A 17,540-nucleotide genomic window follows, 5' to 3' on the forward strand; every position below is an offset into this window, starting at 1 on the left:
TCATTCCGTTACCGTTATGCAAAAATTCATTCAACATACTTGATTTTTCAGAATATTTAGAACAAAATAAAATTTACGAACAAGATGGATAGAGAGGGGCTGATTCGATGGAGCGAACAAGTTTGTACGATCCACGATTCGAAAAAGATGCATGCGGTATTGGGTTATATGTCAATTTAATGGGAGAAACAAAGCACGATATCGTCAGCAAGTCGCTATCGATGCTCTGTAAGCTCGAACATAGAGGTGGGCAAGGCGTCATCGACGCTGGTGACGGGGCCGGCATCATGACCGAGTTGCCACACGAGTTGTTCACTCAGACGATGAACTTGCCAGCGCCGGGGGGCTATGCGGTCGGGATGGTGTTTTTCCAACCGAACGAGACAAAGTTGCGCGACAAGCAACAACAAATGGAGCGACTCGCCGATGAACTCGATTTCGCGACGATCGCCTGGCGGGAAGTGCCGGTCGACAGTTTGGCGATCGGTGAACACGCTCGGGTGACACAACCGACGATTTATCAATGGTTCGTGTCGTGTCCGTTCGCGGACTACGATTCAAACGAACGCTCGCTCTATCAGCTTCGCCGGATGATCGAGAAAACAGACGAATTAAACCTTTATCTTCCGAGCCTGTCGACGAAGACGATCGTTTATAAAGGGATGTTGACGCCGATCCAGATTGAGCGGTTTTATCTCGATTTGCAATCGCCGGCTTATAAGAGCACGTTCGGGATCGTCCATTCCCGGTTCTCGACGAACACGTTCCCGTCATGGGAGCGGGCCCATCCGAACCGGATGATCGTGCATAACGGTGAAATCAACACGTTACGCGGGAACATCGATGCGATGCGTGCCCGCGAAGGTGTGACCTCGACCGACCTGTTCGATGATGTGAACGAACTGTTCCCCGTGCTCCAAGAAACGGGCAGTGACTCCTCGATGCTCGACAACGCGTTCGAGTTCTTCACTCGGACCGGTCGTTCGATCGCACACACAGCGATGATGCTCATCCCTGAGCCGTTCGCCGAAGTATCGATGGATCCGTTCAAAAAAGACTTTTATCAGTACCATTCGTCGATCATGGAGCCGTGGGACGGGCCGACAGGCGTCGTCTTCACGGACGGTCGTCAAATCGGGGCAATCTTGGATCGGAACGGCTTGCGGCCGATGCGTTATATCGAGACGATGGACGGGGAACTCATCCTGTCGTCTGAGAGCGGGGTCATCCCGGTCCATGCGGAGAACGTCAAGACGAAGCAGCGTCTCCGTCCCGGGCAGCTCCTCCTCATCGACTTGGAATCGAAACGTCTCATCCCAGACGCAGAGATCAAACAGACGATCGCCCGGGCCGAACCGTACGGGAAATGGTTGAAGCAGATGAAGACGATTGCGGACCAGCCTGTGAATGAACCGGTCGTCGAACAGGTGCACCGTAAGCAACGGGCGTTCGGATACACGAAAGAGGATATCGAGCAGTATCTCGTGCCGCTCATCCTCGAGAAAAAAGATCCGATCGGCTCGATGGGCCATGACCAACCAGTCGCCGTCTTGTCAGAGCGACCGCGGTCGCTGTTCCATTACTTTAAGCAACACTTCGCCCAAGTGACAAACCCGCCGATCGACGCGTTGCGCGAGAAAATCGTCACGGCGACGTTCACTTGGCTCGGTCCTCAAGCGAATCCGGTTCACACCGGTCGGGGACACGCCCGCCGCGTCTGGCTCGAACATCCGATCATTGACGCGACGACAGTCGAGGCGGTGAAGTTGAAAATGAACGTCGCCCGCATCACGACAACGTATGAAACAGACCTCGAACGTTCGCTCGAGTCATTGTTTGAACGTGTCGATGCGGCCGTCCGAGATGGGGCTGAAGTCATCGTCTTGTCTGACCGTGACATGTCCGAGTCATCGCTCGCGATGCCGGCCCTGCTCGTCATGAGCGCGGTCCATCAACATTTGATTCGGTCGAACTTACGGGCGTCATGCAGTCTCATCGCTGAAAGCGGAGAAGTGAGAGAAGTGCACCAAGCCGCCGCTTTGATCGGATACGGGGCCGATGCGGTCTATCCGTATTTAGTGTACGCGACGATCGCCGAAGCGGTAGAAGCCGGATTGATTTCGTTCTCGGTCGAAGCAGCGATCCGCCGCTATCAAACGGCTGCAGTCGATGGAATCGTCAAAATTATGTCGAAGATGGGGATCTCGACCGTGCAAAGTTATCGGGGAGCACAAATTTTTGAGGCGGTCGGCATCGATCGCGCATTGATCGACCGTCATTTCCGCGGGACGACGTCACAACTGTCCGGGATCGGGTTCAAGGAGCTCGAAGCAGAATCACGGCGTCAGCACGAATCGGCATTTAGCCGTGACCGTCCGCTTGAAGCAGGAGCAGATTTCCAGTGGCGAGCCGATGGGGAAGAGCACGCCTTTAACCCTAAGTCGATTCACTTGTTGCAACGGGCATGCCGCGAGAACGAACGCCGTTACTATGACGCTTACGTCAAACAGCACGAAGCATCCGGTCAATTTTTAAGACAGTTGTTCGACTTTAAATCGCAAGAGCCTATCCCGATCGACGAGGTCGAATCGGTCGCCTCGATCGTCAGCCGTTTCAAGACGGGCGCGATGTCGTTCGGCTCCCTGTCGAAAGAGGCACATGAGACGCTCGCCATCGCCATGAACCGGATCGGCGGGAAGAGCAACTCAGGTGAAGGCGGCGAAAACCGTAACCGCTTCACTCCTGACGCGGACGGGAACGAACGCATCAGCCGGATCAAACAAGTGGCAAGTGGGCGATTTGGTGTCACGGCCGAATATTTGTATCATGCCGATGAGATCCAAATCAAGATGGCGCAAGGTGCGAAACCAGGGGAAGGTGGGCAGTTGCCGGGCAATAAAGTCTACCCGTGGGTCGCCGAAGTGCGCGGCTCAGTCCCAGGTGTCGGGCTCATCTCGCCGCCACCGCACCATGACATCTACTCGATCGAAGACTTGGCCCAGTTGATCTTTGACTTGAAGCACGTCAATCTGAAAGCAAAAGTGAGCGTCAAGCTCGTCTCGAAATCCGGTGTCGGAACGATTGCGGCCGGCGTCGCCAAAGCGAACGCCGACACGATCGTCATCAGCGGCTACGATGGCGGGACAGGGGCTTCGCCTCGAACGTCGATCAAGCATACGGGTCTCCCGTGGGAGCTCGGATTGCTTGAGACACACCAGACGCTCGCATTGAACGGACTTCGCGGCCGCGTCACGCTCGAGACGGACGGCAAGCTCATGACCGGACGCGATATCGTCCTCGCCGCCATCTTCGGGGCGGAGGAATACGCGTTCGCGACGGCACCGCTCGTCGTGCTCGGCTGTATCATGATGCGGGCCTGTCATCTGGACACGTGTCCGGTCGGCGTCGCGACACAAGACCCGGCGCTTCGCCAAAAGTTCATGGGTAAACCGGAACACGTCGTCAATCTTATGACGTTCCTCGCCGAAGAAGTGCGCGAAATACTCGCCTCGCTCGGCGCGAAGACGATCGGTGAGGTCATCGGCCGAACGGACTTGCTAGAAGAGAGCGCCTGGAAACAGGAGCACGCAAAAGCGAAAATGCTCGATTTGACACCGATGTTATCGGTCCCGACAGCGTTACCGGGGAAGGAAGAGTTACCTCATCCGGCTTTTCAGTCGTACGACCATCGAAAATTGATCCCAGCCGTATCGCGTTCGATCAAATCGCTTCAACCGACGTTCTTCGTCGGGCGGGTCCGTAATACGGACCGGGCCGTCGGGACGATGCTCGGCTACGAAGTGACGAAAGTTCACGGCAACATCGGTTTGGCTGAAGATACGATCTCACTCCGACTGAGCGGATCGGCCGGACAAAGTTTAGGCGCATTTCTTCCTCATGGCATCACAATCTCTGTGATCGGGGATGCGAACGATTATGTCGGAAAAGGGTTGAGCGGCGGGAAACTCGCGGTCATCGCTGAGAAACATGCCCCGTTCGACGAGAGCGAACAAATCATCGCCGGCAACGTCTGCCTGTACGGGGCGACATCGGGGATGGCATTTTTCAACGGACACACGGGGGAACGGTTCGCGGTCCGAAACTCAGGTGCCGTCACCGTCACTGAAGGCGTCGGGGATCACGGGTGTGAATATATGACCGGTGGGACGGTCGTCGTCCTAGGAACGGTCGGCCGCAACTTCGCGGCCGGGATGTCCGGAGGTGTCGCCTTCCTATACGGTGACCAAGACTATGACCAACTCGTCAACACGGAACTCGTAGCGGTCGAACGCGAGTTGACCGATGAGGACACAGAACAGATTTACACGCTGCTCGAGATGCATCAATTCCACACGGATAGTGTGAAAGCGAGTCGTATCCTCGAGTCGTTCGATGACGAGCGGAAGCGCTTCGTCAAAATCGTACCTCGCGATTATGCGAACGTACTTGACGTCATGCGTCAAATTGAAGCCACTCGTCCGGAACTGAACGAGGCAGACCGTGCCCTCGAACTGTTCCGGGTCGTGACTGAAGGAGGCGTAGTATGAGACATAAATTTATCGATATCCCACGTGAGACGCTCCCTGAGCGTACAGTGCTCGAGCGGATACGTGACTATGATGAGTATGCATCCCGGATGGACGATGAACCGATCGTCAAGCAGGCCGAGCGCTGCATGGATTGCGGGACCCCGTTTTGTCACGTCGGTGACATGATCGGGCAAGAGACGATCGGGTGCCCGATCCACAACTTGATTCCGGAATGGAACAAGCTCGTCTCGGACCAAGACTGGTATCGTGCCTACGAGCGGTTGATTGAGACGAACAACTTCCCAGAGTTCACGGGCCGCGTCTGTCCGGCCCCATGTGAAGGGTCGTGTACGCTCGGCATCAGCGAAGACCCGGTCGCCATCAAATCGATCGAACGGACGATCATCGACCGCGCCTTTGAAGAAGGGTGGGTCCAGCCGCGACTCGTCCAGATGCGGACCGGACGCTCGGTCGCCATCATCGGCAGTGGTCCGGCGGGTCTCGCTGCGGCGGACCAGTTGAATCAAATCGGTCATCACGTCACTGTGTATGAAAAAGCTGACGAGGCGGGCGGGTTGTTGTTTTACGGGATCCCAAACATGAAGCTTGATAAAGACGTCGTCCGGCGCCGGATTCACTTGCTGGCGGCGGAAGGAATCCGCTTTAAGACAGGTGTCAACGTCGGTGTTGATGTGACGGTCGAGTCACTCCGCCACAAGTTTGATGCCGTCATCCTGGCGACGGGGGCGCAGAAACAGCGGACGCTCGGAATCGAAGGGGACGACGCGACCGGCGTCGAACCAGCGATGGACTATTTGACCGAGTCGACACGGGTGCTCGGCGGAAAAATGATCGACGCACAGTATGACGCGGCCGGGAAAGACGTCATCGTCATCGGTGGCGGTGACACCGGGGCCGATTGTGTCGCGACGGCGATCCGGCAAGGTGCGAAATCGGTCACACAGTTCGGCAAACACCCGGAAAAAGGCATGTTCCGGGCGCCAGAACGTCCGTGGCCACTTCAACCAGACACGCTTTCGGTCGATTATGCTTACGCCGAGGCGATCGAACGTTATGAGCATGACCCGAGAACGTATTTGATCCGCTCGAACCGAGTTATTAGCCAAGACGGTCGCGTCGCCGGCATCGAGACGGAACGGATGGAAAAGATCGTCAAACCAGACGGTCACGCGACGTTCTTCGTCGTCGAAGATTCAGTTAAGACGTATCCGGCCGACCTCGTCCTCGTCGCCATCGGTTTTGAACGTCCTGAATCCGAATTGCGCAAACTTGGCGTCGAAGCGAAGCAAGACTACGTTTCGAACGTAGACGGCGTCTTCGTCGCCGGGGACGCGAGACGCGGACAAAGCTTGATCGTCTGGGCGATCCGCGAAGGGCGAGAAGTCGCTGAAACGGTCGACGCTTACTTGGAGGCTTGTCAATCTCGTCTAAAAACTTCATCATAAAAAGGAGCGACGCGATGTCGCTCCTTTTTAGATTGATCAATAGGAGGAGTCAGAGATGCTAACAGAAGTCCTCATGTATACGGGTTTTTGGTTTTTACTCGTGCTCGTCTTGCTCGGCACGATTTACGCGCGGCGTAACCGGAAGTGATTATAATACCATCGCGGCAATCAAGCCGAAGACGATGAGCGGGATGTTGTAGTGGAGGAACGTCGGCCAGACCGTCTCACGCAAGTGGTCGTGTTGCCCGTCCGCGTTCAAACCGCTCGTCGGTCCGAGCGTCGAATCACTCGCCGGGCTACCGGCGTCACCGAGTGCTCCGGCCGTTCCGATGATGGCGATCGTCGCCTCGACCGAGAAGCCGTACTGGATACATAACGGCACGAAGATAGCGGCGATGATCGGTATGGTCGAAAAGCTCGAGCCGATACCGAGTGTGATGACGAGACCGACGAGGAGCATGACGAGGGCGGCGAGGAACTGCGAGTCACCCATCAAGTTGCTTGCTCCGCTCACGAGCGGTTCAATCGCACCCGTTTCACGGATGACGGCGGCGAATCCGCTCGCGGCGATCATGACGAAACCGATGAAGGCCATCATGCGCATGCCGCTCGTAAAGATATCGTCCGCTTCTGACCAAGGGATGAGACGGAAGAGCGTCAACAGGATCAAACCGGTCACGGCCGAAGCGATCATCGATTCGGTCTGTAATTGAACGACCAAGACGACCAAGACGACGATCGCCGTCAACCAAATCTTCATGTTGCTCAACGTGCGGACCTCATAGTCGCTCGGACCGAGTTGGATCGTTTCATACGACCGCGGTTTCCGGTAGTGGAAGAAAGCGGTGATGAGTCCGACGAGCATACCGAGTGCCGGGATGGCCATGATGCTGACGATATTGACGTCACCGACAGCCATCCCGTTCGTCTCGACGTTCGGGAGCAAAATCTCGTTCAAGTAGATGCCGCCGAAGCCGACCGGTAGCAACATGTACGGTGTGACAAGCCCGAACGTGAGGATCGTCGCGACGAGCCGGCGATCGAGTTTCAACTCATTGAACAAGACGAGTAACGGCGGTACGACGATCGGGATGAAGGCGATGTGGATCGGTAAGACGTTCTGTGAGCTGATAGCGAGTAAGAGCAGCAGCGACAGCAGTAACGCTTTGACGCGACCGACACTCTTGCCGGTCACATCACTGCCAGACATGCTGATCAACCGTTCAGCCAGGACGTCAGGCAGGCCGGTCTTTGACAAGCCGACAGCGAACGCACCAAGCAGGGCGTAGCTGAGGGCGATCGTGGCACCGCCACCAAGCCCGTCGCTGAAAGCGGTCAACGTGTCGTTGAAACCGAGTCCTCCGACAAGTCCACCGACGATGGCGGCGAGGATGAGCGATAAGACGATATGGACACGACTGATCGCGAGAGCAAATAAGACAATGACAGCTAATAATACAGCATTCATGAGTTCCAACACCTTTCGAATCATAAGTTCTTTCTCTTGTTATCACTTTAATACGATAAAGACTTTTGAAATTTAACATACGTTTTATGACTTGTCAAATCATGAAAACAAAAAAAGCGACAACTTCGAAAAGTTATCGCTTCTTCATCATAGTTCGACGTTATGGTACACCTGACGAACGTCTTCTAAGTCTTCGAGTACGTCGAGTAGTTTCTCGAATTGCTCTTTCGACGCTTCGTCGAGTTCGACTTCGTTTTGCGGTAGCATCGTCAGCTCGGCGACTTCGAACGTCTCCACACCCGCCGCTTTGAACGCGGTCTGGACGGCATGGAATTCTTCCGGCTCGGCATAGACGATGACCGTCTCGTCTTCTTCGATGACGTCACGGACATCGAGGTCGTGCTCCATCATGAGTTCGAGCACGTCGTCTGCTGTCATCCCGCCGACACCGATGACGGCCGTCGCATCGAACATATACGCGACCGACCCGCTGACGCCCATGTTACCACCGTTCTTGCCGAACGCGGCCCGAACTTCAGAGGCGGTCCGGTTGACGTTGTTCGTGAGCGTGTCGACGATGAGCATCGACCCGCTCGGCCCAAAGCCCTCATAGCGGAGTTCGTCGAAGTTCTCTTCGTCGCCGCCTTTCGCTTTGTCGATGGCCCGGTCGATGATCGCTTTCGGGACGTTATACGTCTTCGCGCGCTCGACGACGAACTTGAGCGATTGGTTCAATTCCGGATCAGGTTCACCTTGGCGGGCGACGATGTAGATCTCGCGGCCGAACTTCGCGTAGATACGACTCGTATTGGCGTCTTTAGACGCCTTTTTCTCTTTAATGTTGTTCCATTTACGACCCATTACGTGTCATCTCACTTTCCATTGTTCGATAGATTCACTGTCGATTATATAAGAAGAAGCGAGCGTTGACGAGAGAAAATCATCCCTCGCTCTTGTCCATCTTCTCAACGATCTCGGTCAGCGTCTTTAAACTGTCGATCAAGCGGTCGGTCTCATCCTCATCGAGGAACGCTAACCGATCCTCGAACAGGCGCCGAAACGAGTCGCGCCGCTCGAGGAGCACGCGCTCTCCTTGGTCGGTCAATTGGTTCCAGATGACACGGCGGTCGCGCTCGTCAGGGACACGTGTAATATACCCTTCGTCGACGAGCTTCGTGATGAGCGGCGTCACGTTCGGCGGGGCAATCGATAACGTCTCACTAATTTGTCCGTTCGTGACCGCGCCTTCATCCTCAATCAACATCAATAGATGAAAATGAGAGAAGTTCAAGTTCGGGATTTGCGGGAGGTCGGAGCGGCGGAGCAGTTTTCTTCTGATTAATGGGATCAGTTTCACAAACTGATCGGCTGCATCTTGTCTTGGCATAGTCATAGTCACTTCCTAGTCAGGTTCTTTCTTCATTATACACGACCACAGGCGGGGTGGACGAGCAATCATCGGACTGTGAGCATTTACACACCGATTCCGCCAAACTAATGACACAAACAATGTAAGCGTTTACATATGGATTTGTCCTTGTTTTCATGAAAACGCATACGATTTTACTGAGCTGATCTGTAAAAATCAAGACCTATCCTCAAACAGCAAAAAAATATTGTGAATGAGTTCACATTGTTGTCACGCACAAATTGAATAAAACGGTGTATTCTATGAATGTGAAGGAAAGCACAAACTATTATCAGGCAAACCGATTATCCCGTGCTCTCCATCAAGTCAGAAGATCAGCTCTCATTCATGAGGAGGAAACCAACATGGCAGTTAAAGAGAAAGCAGTAGTGGAAACATCAGCAGAACAGATGGTCGACACGCTCGTCAAGCAAGCGCACACGGCACTCGACACGTTGATGACGTTTGACCAAGAGAAAATCGACACGATCGTCCAAGCGATGGCGTTAGCCGGACTCGAGCAACACGTCGCACTCGCTAAACATGCATATGAAGAAACAGGTCGCGGTGTGTTTGAAGACAAGATGATCAAAAACATCTTTGCGACAGAATATATTTTCAACTCACTTCGCGGTGAGAAAACGGTCGGCGTCATCGAAGACGATGAGCAAAACGGCATCACATACATCGCCGAGCCGGTCGGTGTCGTCGCCGGGGTCACACCGGTCACGAACCCGACATCAACGACGATGTTCAAAGCGATCATCGCCATCAAAACACGTAACCCGATCATTTTCGGCTTCCACCCGTCAGCACAACAATGTTCAAGTGCAGCGGCCCGTGTCCTTCGTGACGCAGCAATCGCAGCAGGTGCACCGGAACATTTGATCCAATGGGTCGAAAAACCGTCACTCGACGCGACGAAAGCACTCATGAACCACCCAGGCGTGGCCATGGTACTCGCAACAGGCGGCGCGGCAATGGTGAAGTCGGCTTACTCGACAGGTAAACCAGCGCTCGGCGTCGGACCTGGTAACGTCCCGGCTTATATCGACAAGACAGCGAAAGTAAAACGCGCCATCTCGGACGTCATCTTATCGAAAACGTTCGATAACGGCATGATCTGTGCATCAGAACAAGCGATCATCGTCGACCAAGAAGTATATGAAGACGTGAAGCGTGAAATGACAGCGCTCGGCTGCTACTTCTGCTCACCTGAAGAAAAAGCCAAACTCGAAACACTCGTCATCAAGACAGACACATGTGCGGTCAACCCTGAGATCGTCGGGAAACCGGCAGCATGGATCGCCGAGAAAGCTGGACTCAGCGTCCCGGCCGACACGAAAATCTTGATCGCTGAACTCGAGACGGTCGGTGCGACAGAACTGCTCTCACACGAGAAGCTCAGCCCGGTGCTCGGCGCTTATAAAGTTCAATCACGAGAAGAAGGCTTCGCCATCGCTGAGAAAATGCTTGAAATCGGTGGTCTCGGCCATACAGCCGCAATCCACTCGACAGACGATGAAGCAATCCTCGCGTTCGGACTTCGCATGAAAGCTTGCCGCATCATCGTCAACTCGCCAACGGCACACGGCGGTATCGGTGACCTTTACAACGAATTGACACCATCACTCACACTCGGTTGTGGGTCGTACGGTAAAAACTCCGTCTCTGAGAACGTGACGGCGAAACATCTACTCAACGTGAAAAAGGTGGCGAGACGTCGCGTGAATATGCAATGGTTTAAAGTCCCTGAAAAAATTTACTTCGAGAAAAACTCGGTTCAATACTTGCAGTCGCTCACATCTAAAAAGCGGGCAATGATCGTCACAGACGAAATGATGGTCAAACTCGGATTTGCCGATAAAGTCATCAAAAACTTGCCGGCTGGTGTTGACTACCGCATCTTCGACCAAGTCGAACCAGATCCATCGGTCGAGACGGTCATGGCCGGTGCTGAAGCGATGCGCCAATTCCAACCAGACATGATCATTGCCCTCGGTGGTGGTTCACCGATGGATGCTGCGAAAGGGATGTGGCTCTTCTACGAACGTCCAGAAGAGAAGTTCTCAAACCTTCGCCAGAAGTTCATGGATATTCGCAAACGGACGTACAAGTTCCCGACGCTCGGCAACAAGTCGATGTTCGTCGCGATCCCGACGACGTCAGGTACAGGTTCAGAAGTGACACCGTTCACGGTCATCACTGATAAAAAACGGAACGTCAAATACCCGATTGCCGACTACGCGATCACACCAGACGTCGCCATCATCGACCCTGAGTTCGTTATGACGGTACCGGCTTCAATCACGGCTGACACAGGAATGGACGTCTTGACACACGCGATCGAAGCGTACGTATCGGTCATGGCGAACGACTATACAGACGGACTGGCCCTCCGTTCGATGAAGATGATCTTCGACTACCTCCCGAAAGCTTACGAAAACGGAAGCGACGCTGAAGCTCGTCAAAAAGTGCACAACGCCTCAACGATGGCCGGTATGGCGTTCGCGAACGCGTTTCTCGGAATCAACCACTCGATCGCGCACAAAATCGGTGGCGAGTTCCACGTGCCGCACGGTCGGACGAACGCGATCCTCATGCCGCACGTCATCCGCTACAACGCGACACGCCCATCAAAACTCGCGGCGTTCCCGAAATATGAGTCATTCATCGCTGACGAGCGCTACGCTGAAATCGCACGCTTCCTCGGACTCCCGGCGAAGACGACTGAAGAAGGCGTCGAGTCACTCGTCCAAGCGATCATCGAGCTCGGACAGCGCTTGAACATCAAACTCTCGTTCAAAGCACAAGGCATCAAGAAAGCGGACCTCGATGCGAAGATCGACAAAATGGCGGTCGACGCGTTCGAAGACCAATGTACGACGGCGAACCCGAAAATGCCGCTCGTCGAAGAATTGAAAGAAATCATGTACGCAGCGTACGAAGGCGTATAATCAAAACAAGGCGATCACTCAAGCGAGTGATCGCCTTTTGTCATGCGATTAAGGAAAGTCCCATAAACAGGAGGATGACGGATAAAGCGATGACGTTGAACCAGACGACAAACTTGATCGCGATCTCAGCCCACGCTTTATTTCTCAGCCCAAAATAAAGCAAGATTGCATAAAAAACTAGACCGCCGACGAGTCGGTACGGAGAGGATGCGTCAAAACCAATGTCGTATGCATGTTGTACTGTATTGAGCAAGGCGAGGAGGAGGAAAGCGCACAGGTAGCGCTTTTTCTTTATTTGTTGATTCGGATTGTAAACATTATTCATAGATTGCACCAACCGTCTTTGGGTTTTCGTATTTCTATCTTTCGACTTTGTAATATCTTTTCACTATACCATTTTTAAGAAAGGTGAGATGGCGAAAACAGACAGTATCGTCTCCTGCGTTCATTCATCAAACGCGATGACGAGCGGGCGAAATAGACTCATTTGAACGCGTGTTGAATCGTTTTGACCGAGTGCTTGCGCTGTGAATCCGCTCGTACTAATCTTTAAAAAGCCGAACAGCCAATAAAGGGTGTTAAAGACGACCGCCCCGACGGCGACTGCACCAATCGCGGTCAATTCGTCCGTGTTCGCGATTACAATTGTATCGATGACACCAAGCAGCGGCGTTGAGAAACCGGCGAGCACGAGCGGGTAAGCGATGAGCCAAAATGATTTAGTCGACACCATGCAAGAAACGACCTTTCTCGACGAAGGCGTCGCACAATGCAATCGTGTACGGATGGCGCGAGTCATCAAACAATTCATTGCCGTTGAAAGAGTCTACAATCGTCCCTTCGGACAAGACAAGGATACGGTCACACAGTTTCGATACGACCGATAAATCGTGGGAGATGATTAAAAATGCCATCGACTGGTCGCGATGATAGGACTTTAGCATGTCGACGATGTGATGTTGCGTGATGGTGTCCAGTGCTGTCGTTGCCTCATCGAGAAGAATGAGTTGAGGATTCAGGCTGAGAGACCTGGCGATGGCGGCACGTTGTTTTTGCCCTCCGCTCAATTCACGAGGATACGAGGCCATGCATGTGTGCGGAAGTTGAACGATGTCAAACAAGTGTTCTAACTTGGCTCGTTCATCGTACGGTTCGATTAGCCGAAAATGGCGAAGCGGCTCTAAGATGGAATCTGCGAGCGTCCATCTCGGGTTGAACGATTCGGCGCTGTCTTGAAACACAGCTTGAATGCGTTGCCTCATCTGTGTGATCTCCCGACATGAAGCGGTCTGCCAAGACAAATCACATAGCTGAATCTGTCCCGCGTCAATCAGCTCAAGTCCGAGTATACAGCGAGACAAGGTGCTCTTTCCGCTACCGCTCGTCCCAATCAAGCCGACCGATTCACCAGCCTGAACCGTGAACGTGACGTCACGTAATACAGAGTGGCCGCCATAGTTTTTCGAGACTTTTTCAACGTGTAATAACATGTTCGAGTCGTTCCTCTCGTTTTAAAATCGGTGCCGCTTGAAGCAAAGACTTGGTATACGGGTTCTCCGAGGCGATCAGGTGCTCACGATTTCCCGCGTCAACGATGCGCCCATCTTTCATGACGAGGATGTGATCGGCATAGGTCATCGCTTCGGCTAAATCGTGAGTGACCCACAGCATGCTCGATGTTTGACCGATCATCGACTTCAACCACTCGGTCACTTGCCGAGCGGTCAGAACGTCGAGCGCATTCGTGATCTCGTCCGCGATGATGAGTGTTGGTTGAAGAATGCTCGCAAGTAATAAGCAAAACCGCTGAAGTTGACCACCGCTCAGTTCGAGCGGATAGCGATTGAGGAGTTCTTCCGATAAATGAATCTCGGCCATGGCGGAGCGGATACGGTCTTTGTCGTACGCCTCGTCATGACTTTCGAACAAGTCCCGAATATGCTCATCCATCGTCAAAAATGGTGCGAACGACGTCGTGTAATGTTGTGGGATGTATCCAATCTCGCACCCATAAATGGAACACGTTTTACTGGCATCCCCAATCTCTTGGTCGTTCCAATAAATTGTACCTGTCGTCTGAAGCGTGTTGGGAAGCATCTGCAAAATCGATTTGACGAGAAGTGATTTGCCGCTTCCGCTCGCGCCGACGAGACAGACCCACTCATTTCGTTCGATGGCGAATGAGACGTCTTGTAAAAGTGGACGTTCGTCATGCTTGATAGAAAGTTGATCAATGACTAACAATTACGTTGCCTCCTAACTCTTAAACTTGAAAATGACGTGTCAGTTTTGTCGAGAGTCTCGTCGACCCGATAATCGTTAACACGATACAGAACGCCGGCCAAAGAACGAGCGCCGGATTCGTTGCAAGGTAATGTCGTCCTTCACTGATCATCCCCCCCCATTCTGGTAACGGTAATTGAACACCTAGTCCAATAAAGGAGAAGGCGGAAATCAAGAGGATGACTTTTCCAAGGTCAAGACTCATGACGACAAGAATGTGCGGACAGACGGCAGGAAGAACGTGCCGGAGTGCGATTTTCGGTTTCGAAAGACCGTTCACGCGCGCAGCGAGGACGTGTCCCTTCGTGCTCTCTTGCAGGACGAGCGTGTGTACGAGTCGTGTATAGGACGTCCACTTAATCAAACTGATGGCGAGCACAAGGCTTTGAATGCTCGGACCTAAGACTCCAGCGAGGACGATGGCGAGCACCGTATCCGGAAAGATGATGGTCGCATCTGTCACTTTTGTGACGATTCGCTCCAATTTGCGATAGACGAACCCGCTGATCGTCCCAAGAATGATGCCGACCGTCGCTGTGATGAGAATGATGACGGTACTTAAACCGACCGTGATCCCGCCTGCAAGAAGGAGTCGTGACAAGACGTCTCGCCCTAGGTGATCGGTGCCGAGCAGATGATGCAGCGATGGTGAGGCAAGTCGATTCGTCACGTTCGTCGCGAACGGGTCGACCATCGATGTCAATGCATACATCACGACGAAGATTGCCAAACCGCTTATGATGAATCGGCGCTGTTTCATCGGGACACATCCTTTCGATAGAGGTGAGGCTGCAGTAAACGTAACATCACGTTGGTCACGAGATTGATACTGACGACTAAACAAGTCGTAAAGACGAGATACCCTTGCAAGACGGGGAAATCGCGGCGTGAAACAGAATCCACCATCAGTTTGCCGACCCCGGGATAAGCGAATAACACTTCGAGCACGACGACTCCTCCCATGAGGCTCGCCACGCTCACGCCGAACATCGAGATGACAGGGGGCAAGGCGGCCCGGGCGATATAGCGCGTCAGTAATTTTTTTGAACGGATTCCCCGAACTTTTGCTATCACGACGTAATCAGCCGCCATCACGTCGAGTAATGTCGAGCGGATGAGCCGGATATAGACGCCGCCAACGGCAATGCCTAAGGTCAAAGACGGTAAGACGAGGCTGTCCCAGCCGTTTCGTCCCATTACAGGGAACCATTGGAGTGACACGGCGAATACATACATCAAAAACAAGCCGATTAAAAAACTAGGGACCGATGACCCGACAATCGACAATCCGGTTGCTAGCTTGGAAAAGACAGACATTGGTCGGAAAGCGCTGATGGTACCGAGCGGGACGGCGAGCACAATCGCCACGAGGAGACCTCCGGCCGCGAGTTCGAACGTCGCGGCATAGTTGTTTTTAAACAATTGTGTCACAGGCTGACCGGTGATGAGTGAATCGCCTAAGTTTAATCGAACGATTTCAGAGAGCCAATTCACGTATTGGACCCATACCGGATCCGTGAAGCCAAGCTCCTCGCGGAGGCGGTCAATCTCGGCGACATCGACTTGCAGTTCGTCGACCTTCAATAAGTATAGGACGGGATCTCCCGGGACGAGTCGGAGAAGCAAAAAACTGAAAAAAGTGAAGACTAGAAAAGCTAGTCCCCACTCAAGCAATTTACGTGCCACGAATCGCGTCATATCACAACACATCCAAATCTTTTGTGATCATATAGTATTCGCTCTTTTCAGTGACCCACCCATGCACGTTGTCTTTCAAAGCAACATTCGTCGAAGGGTGGACTAAAAATGAGTTGATGACACGTTCATCGACATATTGCGCAATTTCTTCGGTCATTCGGTCGCGTTCAGCACGGTCGACCGTCTGATTCAAGCGGTCGATTTTCTGCGTCAATGTCGCATCTTCTACGCCACTGAAATTCAACGCGCCGTTCGGATGGAACGTGGCGTTCAAGTAGTAGCCGCCGTCCCCACGTGGTGCGGTCAAATTGCTATACGTCGCAAGGTCCCAGTCTCGTTCGGCGGCCATATATTCTTCCGGTGTGTCAATCATTTGAATATCGATTTCTATCCCGACTTGCTTCGCATCCGATTGAATCAACTGTGCGATGAGTGGTAAGTCAGGTCGTGAGCTATACGTCAACAGATTGAGCCGAACCGGCTCACCGTCTTTCATCAACACGCCGTTGACTTGCTCGTAACCGTCTTGTTTGACCAGGTCCAGGACATCTTGTCCCTCGTCAGAAGGGTAGGACGGGGCGAACGGGAACGACGGTAAGAATGGACCGACAGCAGGTGTGGCATAGCCATTCAAAATGCCGTCCACGATTTGTTCGCGATTGATGAGCGAGTCAATCAGGCGGCGCATCGCGAGTGACTGCATATGTTCACGTTCAAGGTTCATCGTCAACTGATGGACACGGAACGTCTCCGCCTTGTCGACGACGAACCCGTCCTGCTCCAACGTGTCGATCATCTCGATTTCTGGACGATAGACGATGTCTGCTTCGCCAGACCGGAGCGCCATCGTGCGCGACCCCGGGTCTTCGTTGAACGTGAACGTGACCGTATCGAGTTTCGGTTGACCGTCCCAGTATGCATCATGCCGTTCAAGTTGGATGTTCGAGCCGGGTTGGAACGACGTCACTTGATAAGGGCCGGTCCCGACAGGCATTTGATCGATGGCATCATCTGCAGTGACGTCAATGATGGATGTGTTCGGATGGACGAGTTCATTGACGAGTTCTGGATAAGGGACGGTCGTCTCGATTAGGAGGCTCGATGCTTCCGCTGTAATCGATTCGATACGCAATGCACTGCGGATCCCTGTATTCTCTTCGAGAGAACGGTCGAGTGAACGTTTGACGGCCTGCGTGTCGAGCGGTTTCCCGTTATGGAACGTCACGTCTTCTCGTATGTAAACGCGCCACGTCGTTTCGTTCACTTGTTCGAACGATTGTGCGAGCCAGGGGTCGACCGATAACGTCTCATCGTTCAATTTAAAAAGCGTCTCTGTCACACCGGCCCGGAGCGGAACGTAACTTGAATCGCGGTGGGGGTCTAGCGACTGAGTTGAGAAGTTATAGACGAAATGTAAATGCCGATCGTCTTGATTGGAATCGTTGCAAGCCGTTAAAAAAAATAGAGCGATAGTACATATGAGCGGAACTACATATTTCATAGAGATGACATCCTTCTTTCAAATTGTAATGATTACGAATTAAATCATAGCGTAATTATTACGATGTATCAATGCGTTATTTTTTCCTCATAATGAATTAGATGAATTAGAGAACGGTAGGTCGATGAAATCTTAAAATATATTGAAAAACTTAGAAATTTAAATTCAATTATTTTGAGAACGCATATATAATAATTAATGCCAAGTTATCCATTCTTTACAATTTATTG

General features: G+C 52.8%; 13 protein-coding genes. 3 read left to right on the plus strand and 10 right to left on the minus strand.

Features of this window, described 5'->3' with window-relative positions; all coding sequences use genetic code 11:
- The first annotated feature begins 107 nt into the window (after window positions 1–107).
- Together gltB and A6395_RS00475 are read left to right on the plus strand one after the other, a co-directional pair.
- Window positions 108–4,547 carry a glutamate synthase large subunit gene (gene gltB / locus A6395_RS00470; protein ID WP_071397418.1) on the plus strand — a complete coding sequence of 1,480 codons (4,440 nt, stop codon included), beginning with the start codon at window positions 108–110 and terminating at the stop codon, window positions 4,545–4,547.
- Window positions 4,544–5,995, plus strand: a complete 1,452-nt coding sequence (locus tag A6395_RS00475) for a glutamate synthase subunit beta (RefSeq protein WP_071397419.1) — start codon at window positions 4,544–4,546, stop codon at window positions 5,993–5,995. Before gltB ends, A6395_RS00475 begins: the two co-directional genes overlap by 4 nt.
- A gap of 148 nt (window positions 5,996–6,143) precedes the next feature.
- Here the strand turns inward: A6395_RS00475 and A6395_RS00480 are convergent, their stop codons facing one another.
- The 3 genes from A6395_RS00480 to A6395_RS00490 all read right to left on the minus strand — a co-directional run bounded on the left by A6395_RS00480 (window position 6,144) and on the right by A6395_RS00490 (window position 8,850).
- On the minus strand, window positions 6,144–7,463 hold the full coding sequence (locus A6395_RS00480) for a Na+/H+ antiporter family protein (protein WP_071397454.1): 1,320 nt from the start codon (window positions 7,461–7,463) through the stop codon (window positions 6,144–6,146).
- Window positions 7,464–7,610: 147 nt separating this feature from the next.
- The gene (locus A6395_RS00485; RefSeq protein ID WP_070327338.1) at window positions 7,611–8,324 is read right to left on the minus strand and encodes a YebC/PmpR family DNA-binding transcriptional regulator; all 714 of its coding nucleotides are present in this window, start codon (window positions 8,322–8,324) and stop codon (window positions 7,611–7,613) included.
- Between the two features lie 79 nt (window positions 8,325–8,403).
- Window positions 8,404–8,850: a MarR family winged helix-turn-helix transcriptional regulator gene (locus A6395_RS00490; protein ID WP_070327337.1), complete on the minus strand. Its 447-nt coding sequence runs from the start codon at window positions 8,848–8,850 to the stop codon at window positions 8,404–8,406.
- A 386-nt stretch (window positions 8,851–9,236) separates the two neighbouring features.
- Between A6395_RS00490 and adhE the strand changes: the two genes are divergently transcribed.
- Window positions 9,237–11,828, plus strand: coding sequence for a bifunctional acetaldehyde-CoA/alcohol dehydrogenase (gene adhE, locus A6395_RS00495; protein ID WP_071397420.1), 2,592 nt, complete (start codon window positions 9,237–9,239; stop codon window positions 11,826–11,828).
- Between the two features lie 40 nt (window positions 11,829–11,868).
- Here adhE and A6395_RS15925 read toward each other — a convergent pair whose 3' ends face one another.
- From A6395_RS15925 to nikA, 7 genes are all read right to left on the minus strand, one after another.
- Window positions 11,869–12,081 carry a hypothetical protein gene (locus A6395_RS15925; RefSeq protein WP_159429432.1) on the minus strand — a complete coding sequence of 71 codons (213 nt, stop codon included), beginning with the start codon at window positions 12,079–12,081 and terminating at the stop codon, window positions 11,869–11,871.
- Window positions 12,082–12,273: 192 nt separating this feature from the next.
- Window positions 12,274–12,561, minus strand: coding sequence for an MATE family efflux transporter (locus A6395_RS00500; RefSeq protein WP_071397421.1), 288 nt, complete (start codon window positions 12,559–12,561; stop codon window positions 12,274–12,276).
- The gene (locus A6395_RS00505; RefSeq protein ID WP_071397422.1) at window positions 12,548–13,318 is read right to left on the minus strand and encodes an ABC transporter ATP-binding protein; all 771 of its coding nucleotides are present in this window, start codon (window positions 13,316–13,318) and stop codon (window positions 12,548–12,550) included. Before A6395_RS00505 ends, A6395_RS00500 begins: the two co-directional genes overlap by 14 nt.
- Window positions 13,302–14,072: an ABC transporter ATP-binding protein gene (locus A6395_RS00510; protein WP_070327334.1), complete on the minus strand. Its 771-nt coding sequence runs from the start codon at window positions 14,070–14,072 to the stop codon at window positions 13,302–13,304. Before A6395_RS00510 ends, A6395_RS00505 begins: the two co-directional genes overlap by 17 nt.
- Before the next feature lie 19 nt (window positions 14,073–14,091).
- Window positions 14,092–14,871: an ABC transporter permease gene (locus tag A6395_RS00515; RefSeq protein WP_071397423.1), complete on the minus strand. Its 780-nt coding sequence runs from the start codon at window positions 14,869–14,871 to the stop codon at window positions 14,092–14,094.
- Window positions 14,868–15,809: an ABC transporter permease gene (locus A6395_RS00520; protein ID WP_071397424.1), complete on the minus strand. Its 942-nt coding sequence runs from the start codon at window positions 15,807–15,809 to the stop codon at window positions 14,868–14,870. Before A6395_RS00520 ends, A6395_RS00515 begins: the two co-directional genes overlap by 4 nt.
- 1 nt (window position 15,810) lies before the next feature.
- Window positions 15,811–17,310, minus strand: coding sequence for a nickel ABC transporter substrate-binding protein (gene nikA, locus A6395_RS00525; RefSeq protein WP_071397425.1), 1,500 nt, complete (start codon window positions 17,308–17,310; stop codon window positions 15,811–15,813).
- Window positions 17,311–17,540 lie beyond the last annotated feature (230 nt).

This window comes from Exiguobacterium sp. SH31, assembly GCF_001816105.1.
Taxonomy (GTDB): Bacteria; Bacillota; Bacilli; order Exiguobacteriales; family Exiguobacteriaceae; genus Exiguobacterium; species Exiguobacterium aurantiacum_A.

What these genes read in the sequence shown, in the direction of transcription:
- gltB (WP_071397418.1), top strand. Translation starts at nt 108, where the DNA reads ATGGAGCGAACAAGTTTGTACGATCCACGATTCGAAAAAGATGCATGC.
- A6395_RS00475 (WP_071397419.1), top strand. Translation starts at nt 4,544, where the DNA reads ATGAGACATAAATTTATCGATATCCCACGTGAGACGCTCCCTGAGCGT.
- A6395_RS00480 (WP_071397454.1), bottom strand. Translation starts at nt 7,463, where the DNA reads ATGAATGCTGTATTATTAGCTGTCATTGTCTTATTTGCTCTCGCGATC.
- A6395_RS00485 (WP_070327338.1), bottom strand. Translation starts at nt 8,324, where the DNA reads ATGGGTCGTAAATGGAACAACATTAAAGAGAAAAAGGCGTCTAAAGAC.
- A6395_RS00490 (WP_070327337.1), bottom strand. Translation starts at nt 8,850, where the DNA reads ATGCCAAGACAAGATGCAGCCGATCAGTTTGTGAAACTGATCCCATTA.
- adhE (WP_071397420.1), top strand. Translation starts at nt 9,237, where the DNA reads ATGGCAGTTAAAGAGAAAGCAGTAGTGGAAACATCAGCAGAACAGATG.
- A6395_RS00500 (WP_071397421.1), bottom strand. Translation starts at nt 12,561, where the DNA reads ATGGTGTCGACTAAATCATTTTGGCTCATCGCTTACCCGCTCGTGCTC.
- A6395_RS00505 (WP_071397422.1), bottom strand. Translation starts at nt 13,318, where the DNA reads ATGTTATTACACGTTGAAAAAGTCTCGAAAAACTATGGCGGCCACTCT.
- A6395_RS00515 (WP_071397423.1), bottom strand. Translation starts at nt 14,871, where the DNA reads ATGAAACAGCGCCGATTCATCATAAGCGGTTTGGCAATCTTCGTCGTG.
- A6395_RS00520 (WP_071397424.1), bottom strand. Translation starts at nt 15,809, where the DNA reads ATGACGCGATTCGTGGCACGTAAATTGCTTGAGTGGGGACTAGCTTTT.
- nikA (WP_071397425.1), bottom strand. Translation starts at nt 17,310, where the DNA reads ATGAAATATGTAGTTCCGCTCATATGTACTATCGCTCTATTTTTTTTA.